Annotated in this window: 16 protein-coding genes; 3 read left to right on the top strand and 13 right to left on the bottom strand. The window is 66.9% G+C overall.

Translation table 11 applies throughout. The features are described from left to right. Position 1: 1 nt before the first annotated feature. Genes F9Z44_RS03900 through F9Z44_RS03890 form a run of 3 tightly spaced genes read left to right on the top strand, consistent with a single transcriptional unit; the run spans position 2 to position 3,788 of the window. Positions 2-991 (top strand): phosphatidate cytidylyltransferase, encoded by a 990-nt coding sequence (locus tag F9Z44_RS03900; RefSeq protein WP_159603775.1) that lies wholly within the window; start codon positions 2-4, stop codon positions 989-991. Further along, positions 988-1,536, top strand: a complete 549-nt coding sequence (gene ruvC, locus F9Z44_RS03895; protein ID WP_159603773.1) for a crossover junction endodeoxyribonuclease RuvC — start codon at positions 988-990, stop codon at positions 1,534-1,536. The genes F9Z44_RS03900 and ruvC overlap by 4 nt, the downstream gene beginning before the upstream one ends. Before the next feature lie 2 nt (positions 1,537-1,538). Further along, positions 1,539-3,788 carry a sensor histidine kinase gene (locus F9Z44_RS03890; RefSeq protein ID WP_159603771.1) on the top strand — a complete coding sequence of 750 codons (2,250 nt, stop codon included), beginning with the start codon at positions 1,539-1,541 and terminating at the stop codon, positions 3,786-3,788. A 4-nt stretch (positions 3,789-3,792) separates the two neighbouring features. On the opposite strand, the gene F9Z44_RS03885 is transcribed toward F9Z44_RS03890, so the two are convergent. The 13 genes from F9Z44_RS03885 to ftsW form a co-directional block, all read right to left on the bottom strand. Then, positions 3,793-5,193 (bottom strand): glycosyltransferase family 2 protein, encoded by a 1,401-nt coding sequence (locus F9Z44_RS03885; protein ID WP_159603769.1) that lies wholly within the window; start codon positions 5,191-5,193, stop codon positions 3,793-3,795. Further along, positions 5,190-6,239 carry a HEAT repeat domain-containing protein gene (locus F9Z44_RS03880; protein ID WP_159603767.1) on the bottom strand — a complete coding sequence of 350 codons (1,050 nt, stop codon included), beginning with the start codon at positions 6,237-6,239 and terminating at the stop codon, positions 5,190-5,192. Before F9Z44_RS03880 ends, F9Z44_RS03885 begins: the two co-directional genes overlap by 4 nt. Continuing rightward, positions 6,220-6,978: a YaiO family outer membrane beta-barrel protein gene (locus F9Z44_RS03875; RefSeq protein WP_159603765.1), complete on the bottom strand. Its 759-nt coding sequence runs from the start codon at positions 6,976-6,978 to the stop codon at positions 6,220-6,222. The genes F9Z44_RS03880 and F9Z44_RS03875 overlap by 20 nt, the downstream gene beginning before the upstream one ends. Continuing rightward, a complete protein-coding gene (locus F9Z44_RS03870; RefSeq protein ID WP_236574242.1) occupies positions 6,975-7,364 on the bottom strand; it encodes a response regulator transcription factor in 390 nt (129 codons plus the stop codon). The genes F9Z44_RS03875 and F9Z44_RS03870 overlap by 4 nt, the downstream gene beginning before the upstream one ends. Next, positions 7,361-7,537: a hypothetical protein gene (locus F9Z44_RS22730; protein ID WP_201450003.1), complete on the bottom strand. Its 177-nt coding sequence runs from the start codon at positions 7,535-7,537 to the stop codon at positions 7,361-7,363. Before F9Z44_RS22730 ends, F9Z44_RS03870 begins: the two co-directional genes overlap by 4 nt. A gap of 7 nt (positions 7,538-7,544) precedes the next feature. After that, complete coding sequence (gene lpxC, locus F9Z44_RS03865; RefSeq protein WP_159603763.1) at positions 7,545-8,468, bottom strand: UDP-3-O-acyl-N-acetylglucosamine deacetylase; 924 nt, start codon at positions 8,466-8,468, stop codon at positions 7,545-7,547. A gap of 223 nt (positions 8,469-8,691) precedes the next feature. Further along, positions 8,692-9,900, bottom strand: coding sequence for a cell division protein FtsZ (gene ftsZ / locus F9Z44_RS03860; protein ID WP_159603761.1), 1,209 nt, complete (start codon positions 9,898-9,900; stop codon positions 8,692-8,694). A 156-nt stretch (positions 9,901-10,056) separates the two neighbouring features. Then, positions 10,057-11,286, bottom strand: a complete 1,230-nt coding sequence (gene ftsA / locus F9Z44_RS03855) for a cell division protein FtsA (RefSeq protein ID WP_056270025.1) — start codon at positions 11,284-11,286, stop codon at positions 10,057-10,059. Between the two features lie 13 nt (positions 11,287-11,299). Beyond that, a complete protein-coding gene (locus tag F9Z44_RS03850; RefSeq protein ID WP_159603759.1) occupies positions 11,300-12,094 on the bottom strand; it encodes a cell division protein FtsQ/DivIB in 795 nt (264 codons plus the stop codon). A 15-nt stretch (positions 12,095-12,109) separates the two neighbouring features. Continuing rightward, a complete protein-coding gene (locus tag F9Z44_RS03845) occupies positions 12,110-13,075 on the bottom strand; it encodes a D-alanine--D-alanine ligase (RefSeq protein ID WP_159603757.1) in 966 nt (321 codons plus the stop codon). After that, positions 13,072-14,481 carry a UDP-N-acetylmuramate--L-alanine ligase gene (murC, locus tag F9Z44_RS03840; RefSeq protein ID WP_159603755.1) on the bottom strand — a complete coding sequence of 470 codons (1,410 nt, stop codon included), beginning with the start codon at positions 14,479-14,481 and terminating at the stop codon, positions 13,072-13,074. Before murC ends, F9Z44_RS03845 begins: the two co-directional genes overlap by 4 nt. Next, entirely contained in the window at positions 14,478-15,551 is a 1,074-nt protein-coding gene (gene murG, locus F9Z44_RS03835; protein ID WP_159603753.1) for an undecaprenyldiphospho-muramoylpentapeptide beta-N-acetylglucosaminyltransferase, read from the bottom strand. The genes murC and murG overlap by 4 nt, the downstream gene beginning before the upstream one ends. Next, positions 15,548-16,825, bottom strand: a complete 1,278-nt coding sequence (ftsW, locus tag F9Z44_RS03830; protein WP_201450045.1) for a putative lipid II flippase FtsW — start codon at positions 16,823-16,825, stop codon at positions 15,548-15,550. Before ftsW ends, murG begins: the two co-directional genes overlap by 4 nt. Positions 16,826-16,856: the final 31 nt, after the last annotated feature.

The following is a 16,856-nucleotide window of genomic DNA, read 5'->3' as shown; positions in this document are numbered from 1 at the left end:
GATGGGTTCCTTCCTGCGCAGCCTCACCGCCGAGCAACAGGTCAGTCTGCTGTTCGTGCTGCTGTTCGGCCTGTTGTTCATCGCCAGCGGCGTGAGTGTGTTGCTCTCCGTGCGCGAACGCCGCGCCGGCGAAGACGAGACCGGTGAACGCGAACTGCGCTTGCGCGACAACCAGGCGCTGCTGCGCAGCTCGTGGGGCATGGCGCTGGTGTTCTGGATCGGCTGGGCCATGGGTGAAGGCGTGGCCATCGTGCTGTTCGGCTTCGTCTCGTTCTTCATTCTGCGCGAGTTCATCAGCCTCTCGCCCACGCGGCGCGGCGACCACCGCAGTCTGGTGCTGGCCTTTTTCATCGTGCTGCCGCTGCAATACGCACTGGTCTGGACCGAGCGCTTCAACCTCTTCACCGTGTTCATCCCGGTCTATGTGTTCCTGGCCATCCCGGTGGTGAGCGCGCTGGGCAACGACCCGCAGCGCTTCCTGGAGCGCAACGCCAAGCTGCAGTGGGGCATCATGGTCTGCGTCTATGGCATGAGCCATGTGCCGGCGTTGCTCTTGCTGAACTTCCCCGGCTTCGCGGGCAAGACGGCCTTTCTCGTGTTTTTCCTGGTGCTGGTGGTGCAGACCTGCATGCTGGTGCAGCATCTGGCCGCGCGCACGCTGGGCAAGCCGGTGGCACCGGCCATCAGCGACAGCTTTCACTGGCGCAGCTGGGCCATGGGGCTGGCCGCGGGTGGCCTGCTCGGCGCCTTGCTCGCCGGGCTCACACCGTTCAAACCTCTGCCCGCACTGGCGATGGCGCTGGTGGCCTGCGTGGCCGGGTCGCTCGGCCACCTGGTCATGAAGGCAATCAAACGCGACCGCGGCGTGACGCACTGGGGCCTGGCGGGCCGCTCGGTCACGGGCGCCAGCGGCCTGCTCGACCGGGTGGATGCCCTGTGCTTTGCCGCACCGGTGTTCTTTCACTCGGTTCGCTGGACCTTCAACCTATGAGAATCCTCGGCATCGACCCCGGCCTGCAATGCACCGGCTTCGGCGTGATCGACACCGACGGTCCGCACCTGCATTACGTGGCCAGCGGCACCATACAGACCAGCCCGAAAGACGGTGCGCTCCTGCCCGAACGGCTCAAGATCCTGTTCGACGGCATCACCGAGGTGGTGGCGCGCTACCAGCCCGAGGTCTCGGCCTGCGAGATCGTGTTTGTCAACGTCAACCCGCAGGCCACGCTGCTGTTGGGTCAGGCGCGCGGCGCCTGCCTCACCGCGCTGGTGGCCAACCACCTGCCGGTGGCCGAGTACACCGCGCTGCAGCTCAAGAAGGCGGTGGTGGGCTACGGCAAGGCGGCCAAGCCGCAGGTGCAGGAAATGGTGAAACGACTGCTGCAACTGCCCGGCCTGCCGGGCAAGGACGCTGCCGATGCGCTGGGTCTGGCCATCACGCATGCCCAGGTCAGCCGCACCCTGCAGGCGATCAACAAGGTGTCGCCCTTGCAGGCACGGTCGAGCGCGGCCTACAAGGCCGGAAGGATCTACTGAGCATGAACCTGCCCCAGCCGAAAAACCTCAGCCTGAGCGCATGGCTGGCGCTGGCATTCACGCTGCTCTCGGTTTTTCTCACCCTGTTGTTGTCGCTGTTGAGCGATCGCACGGCCAGCGCGCAGGTGCGCGAGAGCATCGGCGCCAACCTCGCCGAGCTGGCCAACCAGACCACCAGCCGCCTGGACCGCTCCATGTTCGAGCGATACCGCGAGGTGCAACTGATTGCCAACCGGCTCGACGGCGAGCTCGACCTGAACCGGGTGCGCACCGAGATCACCCGCCTGCAACAGAGCTACCCCACCTACGCCTGGATCGGCGTGACCGATCCGGCGGGCAAGGTGCTGGTGGCCACACGCAACATGCTCGAAGGCGCCGATGTCTCGGCCAGGCCGTGGTTTGGCAATGCGCTGCAAGACAAGCCCATGGGCGACGTGCACGAGGCCCTGCTGCTGGCCAAGCTGCTGGGCAGCCAGGGTGGCGAGCCGCTGCGTTTCGTGGACATCGCCTTTCCGCTGCGCAACGACAAGGGACAGACCACCGGCGTGCTGGGGGTTCATCTGTCGTGGCAATGGGCGCGCGACATCGAGCAGGCGATCTTCGTGCCGGTCGGACGCAGCCGCACCGTCGAACCCTTGATCGTTTCCCGCGCCGGCATGGTGCTGCTGGGGCCGCCCGATGTGCAGGGCACGATACTGCGCTTGAGCAGCCTGGACGCCGCCGGGCGCGGCGAACGCGGCAACGTGCAGGAGACCTGGCCCGATGGCAAGGACTACCTGGTGGGCTACAGCAGCGACCGCGGCTTCAACGCCTACCCCGGACTGGGCTGGCGGGTGCTGGTGCGCCAGGAATTGGGTGAGGCCTATGCGCCGGTGAACCAGTTGCACATGCGCATGCTGCTCGTCGGCCTGGGCGCGGCTGTGCTGTTCTCACTGCTGGGCTGGGGCGTCGCCCGTCTGATCACCCGGCCCTTGCTGGGCCTGACCGATGTGGCGCGCGGCATCGAGGCCGGCTATGCGGTGAAAGTACCTTCCGCGCGCGGGTACACCGAGGTGGCCATGCTGGGCAAGGCCTTCAGCTCGCTGGTGAAGAAGCTGCAGGACAACGAGACCGAGGTGCGTGAACTCAACGTGTCGCTGGAGCGGCGTGTGCACGATCGCACAGCGGCCATGCAGGAGGCCCTGGAGCGCGTGACGGCCAGCGAAGAGCGCATCCAGACGGTCATCGAGACCGCGCAGGACCCGTTCATCGGCATGGATTTCGACGGCTGCATCACCGACTGGAACACCCAGGCCGAGAAACTGTTCGGCTGGAAGCGCGAGGAAGTGCTGGGCGAGTCGTTGGCCAAAACCATCATCCCCGAGCGCCATCAAGCAGCTTTCATCCAGGCGCTTGTGCACTACCTGCAAACCGGCGATGCGCCCTTCCAGGGCAAGCTGCTGGAGCGCACGGTGCGGGATCGCCGGGGCCGCGAGATCCCTGCGGAAATGAAGATCGGCCTGATCGACACCGGTGGCGTGCAACTGTTCAGCGCCTTCGTGCACGACATCTCCGAGCGCAAGGAGGTGCAGCGCCTCAAGAGCGAATTCATCTCCACCGTCTCGCACGAACTGCGCACGCCGCTGACCTCCATCTACGCCTCGCTGAGCATGTTGGAGTCGGGCATGGCCGGCGAGCTGCCGGCCGACGTGCAGGAACTCATGAAGATCTCCAGCCAGAGCTGTGAGCGCCTGATCCGGTTGATCAACGACGTGCTGGACGTCGAGAAGATGGATTCGCAGCAGTTCACCTACGAGAAGACACGCCAGCCATTGGGCCCGCTGGTGGAAACTGCGATCCGGGACACGCAGTCCTATGCCGACAGTTTCGGCGTGCGCTTCCAGTTCGAGGTGATCGCCGACGGCGAGGTGGTGGTCGACGGCGACCGCATCGTGCAGGTGGTGACCAACCTGCTGTCCAACGCCGCGAAGTTCTCACCGCCCGGCGGCCTGGTGCAAGTGATGCTGAGCGCCAACGCCGAGCGGGTGCACCTGGGTGTGATCGACCGCGGACCGGGCGTGCCCGCGAAGTTCCGGGACCGGGTGTTCGAGCGCTTCGCCCAGGCCGACGGCTCGGACCGCCGGCAGAAGGGGGGCACCGGGCTGGGCCTGAACATCTGCCGCACCATCATCAAGGAGCATGGCGGCGAGATCGGCTTCGAGAGCGAAGAAGGCGTGCGCACCGAGTTCCACTTCACGTTGCCGCGCGCCTGAGCGATCAGGTGCGCGCCTTCAGGCCCTTGCGCTTCATCTCGCCCCACTTTGCCTCACGCTGCGTGGCCCAGCGGTACAGACCCACCAGGCGCCACCAGCTGTTGATCTGCCGGTAGCCCAGGTTCTCGGCCACGATCACCAGCGCCAGCAGGGCGAGCTGGCCCATGCGCGGATACAGGTGGAAGGCCATTTCTTCGAGCAGCAGGCCCGAGACCGACAACAGGATGCCCAGGCCCACCGCCACGAACAAAAACACGGCGAAGGCTTCCCATGAAATGGCGCCCAGCGCGTAGGCCACCGCCATGAACACGTAGCCACCGAGCTCCACGATCGGGCCCAGCCACTCGAACGCCACCATGAACGGGTAGGCCAGCCAGCCCGGCGCACCGCCGCGTCGGCTGAACATCAGGCCGGCATGACCACTCAGGCTCTCGGAGAGGCCACGCTGCCAGCGGATGCGCTGGTTGCGCAGCGTCTGAAGGTCTTCCGGCGCCTCGGTCCAGCACACCGGGTCGGGCACGAACTCGATGCGGTAGGGCGTGCCCTGCGCCCGCAGGTGGCGGTGGATGCGCACCACCAGCTCCATGTCTTCGCCAATGGTCTTGACGCGGTAGCCACCAGCGGCGATCACCACGTCCTTGCGGAACAGGCCAAAGGCGCCGGAGATGATGAGCATGGCGTTCAGGCGCGACCAGCCCAGGCGCCCGAACAGGAAGGCGCGCAGGTACTCCACCACCTGGAACAGCGCCCAGGGGTTGGACGGCAAGTTCACCTGCGTCATGAAACCGCCCTCGATCACGCAGCCGTTGGCCACGCGCACCGTGCCGCCCGTGGCCACCACCGTGGGGTCGCGCAGGAAGGGCTTGACCACGCGCTGCAGGCTGTCGCGCTCAAGAATCGAGTCGGCATCCACGCCGCAGAAGAGGTTGTGGCGCGAGAGGTTGATGCCGGCGTTGAGCGAATCGGCCTTGCCGCCGTTGTCCTTGTCGATCACGCGCAGGTTGGCGTGAAGGCGCGATCGGTAGTAGGCCCGCACCGGCTGGGTGGGCAGGCGCTCGTTGACCGCCTCGGGGAAGACTTCCAGCTCGAACTCGCGCTTGAGCACGTCGAGCGTGCCGTCCTTCGAGCCGTCGTTGATCACGATGATCTCGAAGTTGGAGTACGCCAGCTGCAGCATGGAGCGCAGCGAGTCGGCCATGGAGGCCTCTTCGTTGTACGCCGGCACCAGCAGGCTGATGGCCGGGTCCAGCCCGGTGAAGACCTGGGGCAGTTCGTCAAGCACCTTTTCCTGCAAGCCTCGATAAAGGCTGCCCATGGAAAGCAGGTTGAGCGCGAGGTAACCCAGGTTGAGCAGCACAAAGTAGCCCAGCACGAACCAGGTGATCCACTGCACCGCGGTGTTCATGTCCAGGCCCTTTCTGCCAGCACGTGGCGCACCACGGTCTCACCGGCATCGCCCGGTCGCGCCAGGGCGGCGAGTTGTTCGTCGCTCAGAAACGGCAGCTGGGCCAGCGCCTGCGCCGCGCCCATTCGCACGTTCCAGCGCGGGTCGTCGAGCAGTTGGACCAGGGCCGGTGTGTCGGTCGGCGTGGCCTGCTGCGCCAACTGCTGAGCGGCCTGCTCGCGCACCCGCCAGTCGGGGTGCCGCAGGCAGGCTCGAATCTCGTCGAGCAGTTCACCATTGGCCACCAGCCGCAGGGCCACCTGCACCACGACCGAGGTCTGGTTGCCCTGCAGCAGCACGCGTACGGCGCCAGCGGGCAGCTTCAGCCGCAAGGCGTCGGCCAGGCGCAGCGCACGCGGCAGGTCGCGCGGCGGCATGGACGGCAACTGGCGCACCAGATGCAGCCAGAAGGCATCGCGCGCTTCCACCAGAAAGGCCGCCACGCGGCTCACGTCCCAGTCGCGCCGGGCGAGGATCAGCGGCATCAGCGTCTCGGCTCCCTTGAACGCGTCGATCTGGATCAGCGCGCGTGCCGCGTTCACCGAGACCAGGCCGTCGGCGCGCCGCGCCAGCTTCAGCAAGGCTTTCCAGGCCGGCTCGTCACGCAGATAGCCGAGCGCCAGCACCGCCTGCAGACGCTCGGCGCGCGAGCCACGCACCAGCAGTCGGCGCGCGGTGCGGTCGATCTGCAGCACCCGCGCGGCCTGGTTGAGCTGCTCGGCCGCCGCACCACGCACCGACTCGTGCAGATAGACCCACAGGCGCAGGAACAGCGTGCGTTCGGTTCGGGCCAGGGCGGGCAGCGTGGGCGGCTCGTCGGGCTCCATCATCATGGCCAGCAGCAGCGGGCGCCAACGCTCGACGAAGGCGCTCCAGCGCCGTTCCTGGCGCTGCAGGTTGAGCCGCAACACCACGATCACCACCGCCAGGGCCACGGTCAGGGCCAGCGCGACGGTGCCGGCCCACAGGGCCGCGAGCAGGTAGGGGTCAGAAGTCTCGCTGAACACCGAGGCTGAGACCCGTGCGCGTGTAGAAGCTGCCCTGGCGCGTGCGGCTCAGCGCATAGTTCAGGCCGTAGTCCGGCCCCAGCCGGTGGCGCCCCACCAGCGCCAGCGAACGCACGTCGGCCAGCGCGATCACGCCGCCACCCAATTGGGTGGCCTCGTCGCCGCGGCTGGCGATCAGGCCAATCGATCCGCCCTCGCTGTGGTACCAGGTGCCGCGCAGCTCGACCAGATCGCTGCGCGTGCCCAGTGCGCGCACCGGTGACCACGCCACCGAGGCGCTGAAGTTGCCGATGTAGCGCTCCAGCATGAAGCTCAGGCGGTTGACATCGGTGCTGTCGTAGTGGGTGTGCCGAAATCCGCCATGCACCAGCCAAGCGGGTGCGAACTCGTATTGCAGGCTGGCGCCCACGCTGTAGCCGGGCAGCACACGGGCGGTGGGACTGTGGCTGGCCTGCACCGAAGCCACCAGCGAGGGCGACAGCGGCGTGGTGTGGGCCACGTCGATCTGCGAGTCCTTCAAGCCGAAGCGCGAGGTGCCGGTCACGGCCAGTTCGGTGCTCTGGCGCGGTGCACCCAGACGCACATAGCGCAAGGACACCTCGCTCCAGTCGCGGTTGCCCCGGTCCAGGTCGCTGAGCTCGGTGCTCAGGATCAGGCGCTGTCCGCCGTCGGCCTGCGCCGCAGCGGGCAGAGCGGTGGCAGCGACGCAGATGAGGGTGGAGAAGATACGTGGGCTCATGGCCGTGCCCGGGTGAAGCGCCGCAGGCGGGCCAGCAACTCGTTGGGCTGGAAGGGCTTGAGGATGTAGTCGGTCGCACCGGCGTCCAGCGCACGCACGATGTCGCGCTCCTGCGTCTTGGCCGTGAGCATCACCACCGGCACGGTGTCCCACCCGGGCTGGGCTCGCGCCAGCCGCACCAGCTCGAAACCATCCACAAACGGCAGCATCACGTCGAACAGCACAATGGTGGGCACCGGCTGCGACTGGATGAAGGCCTGACCCTCGCGGCCGTCGCGGGCCAGGTGCACGGTGTACTTTTCACGCTCCAGCATGAAGCGCAGCAGGTGGGCGATGTGCTCGTCGTCTTCCACCACCAGGGCCACGGGTTTCAAAGGCTCACTCACAACAATCGCTCCAGCACCAGCACTGCAAAGAAGCCCAGCGCAGCGATCACCGTCCACTTGAGGATGATCACGCCCCAGGCGCGGAAACGGGCCTGTCCGGTGCCCACGTAAAACGCAAAGCAGACGCCGGCGGCGATCAGCAGCAGCAGCACGGTCCAGCGAAACAGCAACATGCCGGAATTACCAGGCCGGTGCCAGTTGCGCGAAGCCCTGCGGCGCTTCGCGCTCCTGCTCGAAGCTCACGAGTTCCCAGGCGTCGGTGCGCGCCAGCAGGGCGCGCAGCAACTGGTTGTTCATGGCGTGGCCGCTGCGAAACGCGCTGTAGGCCGCCAGCAGCGGCTTGCCCACGATGTAGAGGTCGCCCATGGCGTCCAGGATCTTGTGCTTGACGAACTCGTCCTGGTAGCGCAAGCCGTCGGCGTTGAGCACCTTCACGTCGTCCATCACGATGGCGTTGTCGAGCCCGCCACCCAGAGCGAGGCCGTGCGAGCGCATGGCTTCCACGTCCTTGGTGAAACCGAAAGTGCGGGCGCGAGCGATCTCGCGCGCGTACTGGCCGCTGCCGAAGTCGAACTCCACGCGCTGGCCGGTGGAGTTCACCGCCGGGTGGTCAAACTCGATTTCGAAGGCGAGCTTGTAGCCATGGAACGGATCGAGCCGCGCCCACTTGACGTTCTTGCCTTCGCCTTCGCGCACCTCCACGGGTTTGGTGACGCGGATGAAGCGCTTGGGCGCCTTCTGCATCACGATGCCGGCGCTTTGCAGCAGGTAGACGAACGAGGCCGAGGAGCCATCGAGGATGGGCACTTCTTCGGCCGTGATGTCCACGTACAGGTTGTCCAGCCCCAGGCCGGCGCAAGCGCTCATGAGGTGCTCGATGGTGTGCACCTTCACATTCCCGTTGGAGATGGTGGAAGCCAGGCGCGTGTCGGTCACGGCGGTGGCGTTGACCACAATCTCCACCGGTTCGGGCAGATCGACGCGGCGGAACACGATGCCGGTGTCGGGCGCGGCGGGGCGCAGGGTGAGCTCCACGCGCTGACCGCTGTGCAGGCCAACGCCCACCGCTTTGGTCAGGGATTTGAGGGTGCGTTGCGCGAGCATGAAGGCATTTTAGTTCCCCCCTGCGCGCCTGACGGCGCTTCCCCCCAGAGGGGGGACGATGCCTGTGGCCCGGCAAAGCCGGTTCTACGGCATCTCTGGAACGAGACACGCCCGCCGGAGCAGGTGACTTCACACCAGAGGAGCCGCGGGACTGGCTTTGCCAGACCGCAGGTTCCGTCCCCCCTCCGGGGGGAAGCGGCGCAGCCGCGCAGGGGGGAGCTTGTCAATCCGCCTGTTTGCGCAAGAAAGCAGGGATTTCGAAATCGTCCATGCCACCCGACGCCAACGCGTCCACCTTGGCCGCAGCCTGGGTGCGGTTGGTGCGCCACACACTGGGCACGGCCATGGAGTTGTAATCCGGCTGGGTCGCGCCCGGACCACCCACGGCGGTGCTCACCGTCGGCACATTGAACGGCACGTTGTCGGTGCCGGTGCGCAGCACCTGCAGCGGAGGCGCCGTGCGGCGCACACCCTGGCGCGACAGACCCGTGGCCACCACGGTCACACGCATCTCGTCGCCCAGGCTGTCGTCGTAAGCCGCACCGTAGATCACGTGCGCCTCGGAAGACGCGTAAGCACGGATCGTGTTCATCGCCAGCTTGGACTCCGACAGCTTGAGCGAACCCTTGGCCGCCGTGACCAGCACCAGCACGCCCTTGGCGCCCGAGAGGTCGATGCCTTCCAGCAGCGGGCAGGCCACGGCCTGCTCGGCAGCGATGCGCGCGCGGTCGGGGCCAGCGGCCACGGCCGTGCCCATCATGGCCTTGCCGGGCTCACCCATCACCGTGCGCACGTCTTCAAAGTCGACGTTCACGTTGCCGTACTCGTTGATGATCTCGGCAATGCCACCCACGGCGTTTTTCAGCACGTCGTTGGCGTGGGCAAAGGCCTCGTCCTGCGTCACGTCGTCGCCCAGCACCTCAAGCAGCTTCTCGTTGAGCACCACGATCAGCGAGTCCACATTGGCTTCGAGTTCGGCCAGGCCGTGGTCGGCGTTGGTCATGCGGCGACCGCCTTCCCAGTCGAACGGCTTGGTGACCACACCCACGGTGAGGATGCCCATTTCCTTGGCCACGCGGGCGATCACGGGTGCAGCGCCGGTGCCGGTGCCGCCGCCCATGCCGGCCGTGATGAAGAGCATGTGCGCGCCGGCAATGGCTTCACGGATCGACTCCACCGCCACTTCAGCGGCGTCGCGGCCCTTGTCGGGCTTGCTGCCGGCGCCCAGACCCGTGGTGCCGAGCTGGATGGTCTTGTGCGCGGCGCTGCGCTGGAGCGATTGCGCATCGGTGTTGGCGCAGATGAATTCCACGCCCTGCACGCTGCGCGCGATCATGTGCTCGACCGCGTTGCCGCCGCCACCGCCGACGCCGATGACCTTGATCTGGGTGCCGAGGTTGAATTCTTCGACTTCAATCATTTCGATGCTCATTGGGTGCTCCTTGTGTGCCCATGAAAGGGCGCTTGTGATTCAAAAAAAATACGCTTTGGATTCGGGTTCGGGTCGGGGCTCAGCCAGGCGGTCCGGTGCATTCCATGCATCGGGTGCGCAGGTGGCTTCGCGGTGCGGGTGTGATCATGTGTTTCATCAGAACGTCCCCACAAACCAGTTTTTCATGCGTTCCAGTGCACCCTGCACGGAACCCGCTTTTTGCGACACCTTGTGCCCGCGAACGCGCGCCAGGCGCGCCTCTTCGAGCAGGCCCATCACCGTGGCCGCACGCGTCTGCGCCACCATGTCCGACAGTGCGCTGGCGTAGTTCGGGATGCCACGGCGCACGGGTTTGAGAAAGATGTCTTCACCAAGCTCAACCATGCCGGGCATGACCGCGCTGCCGCCCGTGAGCACGATGCCCGAGGACAGCATTTCCTCGTGGCCCGAATCGCGCAGCACCTGCTGCACCAGCGAAAAAATTTCTTCCACACGCGGCTCGATCACACCAGCGAGCGCCTGGCGGCTCAGCATGCGCGGCGCGCGATCACCCAGGCCGGGTACCTCGACCTGTGTGTCTGGGTCGGCCAGCAGCTGCTTCGCACACCCGCTCTCCACCTTGATGTCTTCGGCGTCTTTCGTGGGCGTGCGCAGCGCCATGGCGATGTCGCTGGTGATGAGGTCGCCAGCGATCGGGATCACCGCGGTGTGGCGGATCGCGCCGCCCGAGAAGATCGCCACGTCGGTGGTGCCGGCGCCGATGTCGACCAGCGCCACGCCGAGTTCTTTTTCGTCGTCGGTCAGCACCGCCTGGCTGCTGGCCAGTGGGTTGAGCATGAGCTGGTCCACCTCCAGCCCGCAGCGACGCACGCACTTGATGATGTTTTCCGCCGCGCTCTGCGCACCGGTGACGATGTGCACCTTGGCCTCCAGGCGGATACCGCTCATGCCGATCGGCTCTTTCACTTCCTGGCCGTCGATCACGAACTCTTGTGGCTCCACCAGCAGCAGGCGCTGGTCGGTCGAGATGTTGATAGCCTTGGCGGTCTCGATCACGCGCGCCACGTCGGTGGCGGTGACTTCGCGGTCCTTGATGGCGACCATGCCGCTGGAGTTGATGCCCCGGATGTGGCTGCCGGTGATGCCGGTGTAGACGCGGGCGATGCGGCAGTCGGCCATCAGCTCGGCCTCCTTGAGAGCCTGCTGGATGCTCTGCACGGTGGCGTCGATATTGACCACCACGCCGCGCTTGAGGCCATGGCTGGCGGCCACACCCAGGCCCGCGAGCTTGAGTTCGCCGTTGGGCTGGACCTCGGCGACCACCACCATGATCTTGGCGGTGCCTATGTCGAGTCCGACCACCAAATCCTTGTATTCCTTGGCCATGATTGCTTCTTGATTACCGTGTGGGTTGCGTTGCGGTGGGAGCGATGTCGTTGACGGTGGTCACGCCGCGCAGGCGCAGGGCGTAACCATTGGGGTAGCGCAGATCGATCGACTGCAGCGCACCGGCGTAACGCTCGGTGAGCTGGGACAGCGTGGCCTTGAGACGGTGCGTGCGCGCCAGCAGCTCGTCGGGAGTGCCCCGGCCGAGCTCGACCTGCGCGCCGTTGTCCAGCTGGGCGCGCCAGCTGCCGCGCTCGGTGAGTTCGAGCCGCTCCAGGCCGAGGTTGAGCGGCGCGAGTTCGGCTTGCAGGCGCTGGTACAGCGCCCACACCTGGGCCGACTGCTGGAGTGGTCCAGCGAGTTCGGGCAGGTTGTCGCTGTCGTCGGGGCTGGCTTCAAAGACCTCGCCGAGTTCGTTCACCAAGCGGCCAGAACCCGACTCGCCCCACCAGGCCACGGCCTGGTGCTCGCGCAAGGTCACGCGCAAGCGGTTGGGAAACTCGCGTTGCACCACGGCCTGCCGCACCCACGGCACGGCCTCGAACAGCTCGCGCACCTGCTGCAGGTCGACCGTGAGGAAGCTGCTTGAGAGCCGGGTCTTCATCTGCGTGGCCAGCTGGGCGCGAAAGCTCACCGCGTTCTGGTGCACCACATCGCCCTGCACGGTGATGGCTTTCACCGTCCACACCGGGTGGCGCACCAGCCAGGTACCCAGCGCGCCCAGGCACAGCACGGCAAACAGCACGACCAGCGCGTGCGTGAGCGCGGTCATGAGCTTGACGTCCAGGGGTATGGGGGTGGTGGCCATGGGGTGGTGCGGTGATCAGGCCGGGTTGTCCAGCGCGGCGGTGGCGAGCACAGCCACGCACAGGTCTTCATACGACAGGCCGGTCGCGCGGGCCGACATCGGCACCAGCGAGTGGCCAGTCATGCCGGGCGAGGTGTTGATCTCCAGCAGGTACGGCGTGCGCGTGGCCGCGTCGATCATCACGTCGGCGCGCGCCCAGCCACGGCAGTCCAGCGTACGGAAGGCTTTGAGCACCAGCGCCTGGATCACCGCCTCTTCGCCGTCGGGCAAGCCGCAGGGCACGAGGTACTTGGTGTCGTCGGTGAAGTATTTGTTCTGGTAGTCGTAGTTGCCGTCGGGCGCGACGATGCGGATCACGGGCAGCGCGCGGGCGCCCGCCCCTGTGCCAAGCACTGGGCAAGTGACTTCATCGCCCGAGATGAACTGCTCACACATGACCAGCGGGTCCTGCTTGGCGGCCAGCTCGTAGGCGGCTGCGCACTGCGCCTCGGTGGTGACCTTGGTCAGGCCGATGGTGGAGCCCTCGCGCACGGGCTTGACGATCATGGGCGAGCCCAGGGCGCGGTAAGCGGCCACGGTCTGCTCGGCGCTGTGCACCTGGCGCCAGGCTGGTGTGGCCAGGCCCTCGGCCAGCCAGATGCGCTTGGTCATGAGCTTGTCCATCGCCACGCTTGATGCCATTACACCGGGGCCGGTGTAGGGGATGCCCAGCAACTCCAGCGCGCCCTGCACCGTGCCGTCTTCACCGAAGCGGCCGTGCAGCGCGATGAAGCAGCGGGTGAAGCCTTCGCGTTTGAGTTCGTCCAGGCCGCGCTCGGCCGGGTCGAAGGCGTGGGCATCGACGCCCTTGGACTTCAGCGCGGCCAATACGCCGGTGCCCGACATCAGCGAGACCTCGCGCTCGGCCGAACGCCCGCCCATCAAGACCGCCACCTTGCCCAGCGCCTTCGGATCGATCACTGCGTTGTCCTTTGTGTTCATGCAGCGGCTCCCTGCGACAGTTCCATCACGCGACCTGCCACCGCACCCACGGTGCCCGCGCCCATGCACAGGACCACGTCGCCGTCCCGCGCGTTGTCCAGCACGGCCTGGGGCATGGCGTTGATGTCGTCCACGAAGACCGGCTCCAGCTTGCCGGCCACGCGCAGCGCACGCGCCAGTGAGCGGCCGTCGGCCGCCACGATGGGGCTCTCGCCAGCGGAATAGACCTCGGCCAGCAGCACGGCGTCGGCGTGGTTGATCACTTTCACGAAGTCCTCGAAGCAGTCACGCGTGCGGGAATAGCGGTGCGGCTGGAACGCCAGCACCAGGCGGCGACCGGGATAGGCACCGCGCGCAGCCGCCAGCGTGGCCGCCATTTCCACCGGGTGGTGGCCGTAGTCGTCCACCACGGTGCAGGTACCGCCGTGGGGCAGCGCGGCTTCGCCGTAGCGCTGGAAGCGCCGGCCCACGCCCTTGAAATCGGCCAGGGCCCGCACCACGGCCGCGTCGTCCACACCGAGCTCCACCGCGATGCCGATGGCGGCCAAGGCATTGAGCACGTTGTGGTCGCCCGGCAGGTTGAGCACCACGTCGAGGTCGGGCAGCTCCACGCCGTTGCGCCGCTGCACGGTGAAGTGCATTTGCGTGCCGACCGCGCGCACGTTGATGGCGCGCACCTGCGCGTCTTCCGAAAAACCATAGCTGGTGATGGGCCGCGCGATCAGCGGCAGGATCTCGCGGATCGCGGCGTCGTCCACGCAGACCACGGCCGCGCCGTAGAACGGCATCTTGTGCAGGAACTCGACAAAGGCGGCCTTGAGCTTGCCGAAGTCGTGGCCGTAGGTGTCCATGTGGTCGGCGTCGATGTTGGTCACGACCGAGAGCACGGGCAGCAGGTTCAGAAACGAGGCGTCCGACTCGTCGGCCTCGACCACGATGTACTCGCCCGAGCCGAGCGCGGCGTTCACACCAGCGCTGTTGAGGCGACCCCCGATCACGTAGGTGGGGTCCAGCTGGGCGGCGGCCAGCACGCTGGCCACCAGACTGGTGGTGGTGGTCTTGCCGTGCGTGCCGGCAATCGCCACGCCTTTCTTCATGCGCATCAGCTCGGCCAGCATCACCGCGCGCGGCACCACCGGCACCAGCCTGGCGTGGGCGGCCACCACCTCGGGGTTGTCTTCCTTCACCGCCGTCGACGTGACGATGGCATCGGCCCCTTCGATGTGGGCGGCGTCGTGGCCGATGAACACCTGGGCGCCCAGCGCCACGAGGCGACGCGTGACCGTGCTCTCGCCCAGGTCGCTGCCGGAGATGCGGTAGCCCTGGTTGAGCAGCACCTCGGCGATGCCGTTCATGCCGGCGCCGCCGATGCCCACGAAATGGATGTGGCGAATGGCGTGTTTCATGTTGTCTGGACTTTCGCGAGTTGCTCGCAGGCGGACACCACGGCCGCCACGGCTTCTGTTTTCTGCATCTGTTTGGCCTTCTCGGCCATGGCCACCAGCTGATCGCGCTGCAAGCTCTGCAAGCGAAGCGCGAGTTGCTGGGGGCTGAGTTCGGTTTGTGGCACCAGCCAGGCCGCGCCCGCGTCCACCAGGAAGCGTGCGTTGGTGGTCTGGTGGTCGTCCACCGCCGAGGGGAACGGCACGAACAGCGCGGCCGCGCCCACGGCGGCGATCTCGGTCACGGTGCTGGCGCCGCTGCGGCAAACGATGAGGTCGGCATCGGCGAAGGCCTGGGCCGTGTCGTCGATGAAGGGGGTGAGGTCGGCGTGCACGCCGGCGGCGATGTAGTTGGCGCGCAAGGCGTCGATCTGCTTCTCGCCACTCTGGTGGACCACCGTGGGGCGTTGCTGCTCGGGAATCAGGGCGAGCGCCTGCGGCACCACGTCGTTGAGCGCCTTGGCACCCAGACTGCCGCCCACGACCAGCAGGCGCAGCGGGCCGCTGCGCCCGGCAAACCGCTCGGCGGGTGCGGCCTGTTGCAGGAACGGCGCGCGCAACGGGTTGCCCACCCACTGGGCCTTCTTGAACACATGGGGAAATGCGGTGAACACCCGGTCGGCCACGCCGGCCAGCACCCGGTTGGCCATGCCGGCCACCGAGTTCTGTTCGTGCAGCACCAGCGGCTTGCCGGCAAGCACGCCCATCATCCCGCCGGGGAAACTGATGTAGCCGCCCAGGCCCACCACGACGTCGGGCTTGACGCGGCGCACCACCTGCAAGGCTTGCCAGAAGGCGCGCAGCAGGCGCAAGGGCAACAGCGCCAGCGTCACCAGACCCTTGCCCCGCACACCGCCGAAATCGATGGTTTCCAGCGCAAAACCGCGCGGCGGCACGAGGCGGCTTTCCATGCTGGAGGGCGCACCCAGCCAGTGCACACGCCAGCCGCGCTCGCGCAGGGCTTCGGCCACGGCCAGGCCAGGGAAGATGTGGCCGCCAGTGCCGCCCGCCATGATCAACGCGCAGGGGGTCATGAGCGGCCCCCTTTCATCATCTGGCGGTTTTCGTAATCGACCCTGAGGACAATGGCGATGGCGACGAGGTTGAGCAAGATGGCCGAACCACCGTAGCTCATGAGCGGCAGGGTGAGACCTTTGGTGGGCAAGGCACCGAGGTTCACGCCGATGTTGATGAAGGCCTGGAAGCCCATCCACAGGCCCACGCCCTGCGCCACCAGCCCGGCGAACACCTGGTCGAGTGCAATGGCCTGGCGGCCGATGTGCATGATGCGGCGCGTGAGCCAGAGGAACAGACCGATCAGCACCACCACGCCGACCAGACCGAACTCTTCGCCGAGCACGGCCAGCAGGAAGTCGGTGTGGGCCTCGGGCAGCCAGTTGAGTTTCTCCACGCTGCCACCCAGGCCCACGCCAAAGATTTCGCCACGGCCGAACGCGATCAGCGAGTGCGACAGCTGGTATCCCTTGCCCAAGGCATGTTCCATGCTCCAGGGATCGAGGTAGGCAAACACACGCTGGCGTCGGAACTCGCTGGTCATCACCATGAGCGCGAACGCGCCCACGACGACCATCGCCATCAGGAAGAACATGCGCGCGTTCACGCCGCCCAGGAACAGGATGCCCATGGCAATCACCACGATCACCATGAACGCCCCCATGTCGGGCTCGGCCAGCAGCAGCATGCCGACCACACCCACGGCCACGGCCATCGGCGCCACCGCCTGGAAGAAGCGCTGCTTCACATCCATCTTGCGCACCATGTAGTCGGCGGCGTAGAGCAGCACGGCCAGCTTGGCCAGCTCCGAAGGCTGAAAGTTCATGATCCCCAGCGATATCCAGCGCCGCGCGCCATTCACGCCCCGGCCGATGAAGGGCAGCAGCACCAGCGCCAGCAGCACCAGCGCCACGGCAAACAGCCACGGCGCCATCTTTTCCCAGGACCGAAGGGGGAACTGGAATGCCACCATGGCCGCGATCACACCGATCACCATGGAGATGGCGTGGCGCAGCACGAAGTGGGTGTGGGCGTAGTTGGCAAAGCGCGGGTTGTCGGGCAGCGCGATGGAGGCCGAATACACCATCACCAGGCCCCAGGAGAGCAAGGCCACCACCACCCACAGCAAGGGTTGGTCGAAGCCGAGTTCGCGCACGGCCACATTTCGCGTGCCTGCGTAGGTGCGGTTGGACAGGCGCACCGGCAGGCCGTCGCGCGAGCCGCCGCCTGCGAGTGCGCCCGCCAGATCTCGACCGAGCAAGCGCGGATTGAGCGCGGCCAGGCCTTCGCGCAGGCGCTGCGACCAGCTCAGGGTGGGCACGGCT

Source organism: Hydrogenophaga sp. PBL-H3, assembly GCF_010104355.1.
Classification (GTDB): domain Bacteria; phylum Pseudomonadota; class Gammaproteobacteria; order Burkholderiales; family Burkholderiaceae_C; genus Hydrogenophaga.
The sequence above is the reverse complement of the archived record's forward strand: the minus strand, read 5'-3'. Positions and strand labels throughout refer to the sequence as shown.